Source organism: Collinsella aerofaciens, assembly GCF_032584215.1.
Taxonomy (GTDB): domain Bacteria; phylum Actinomycetota; class Coriobacteriia; order Coriobacteriales; family Coriobacteriaceae; genus Collinsella.
The window spans coordinates 1-244 of sequence record NZ_JAWHPN010000175.1 but is presented as its reverse complement, the minus strand read 5'-3'; the positions used below and the strand labels follow the sequence as shown (position 1 = coordinate 244).

Sequence of the window (244 nt, the reverse complement as noted above, 5' to 3'; positions counted from 1 at the left end):
CCCGGGTTGTCCCCGGCCGCGACCGCGAGCTTGGCCGCGCTCACGGGCCCGCACCCGTACATCGCCAGCAGGGCGGGGCAGTTCTCCTCCAGGGACGCCTCGATCGCGCGCTCCATGTCGAGCGCCGCGTCGCGCGCCGCCGCCCACAGGTCCGCCAGCGCGCCGAGCGCGGCGCCCAGCGCGCCCTCGGCGCGCACGGAGGGGAGCTCCTCCATCAGCCTCGGCCCCGCCATCCCGCGGAACC

General features: G+C 78.7%; 1 protein-coding gene. It reads right to left on the bottom strand.

Translation table 11 applies throughout. The annotated features are described in order from the left end of the window. On the bottom strand, positions 1-197 hold a 197-nt coding region (locus tag RX395_RS10240), incomplete at its 3' end, for a hypothetical protein (protein WP_316367424.1). Between the last annotated feature and the right edge of the window lie 47 nt (positions 198-244).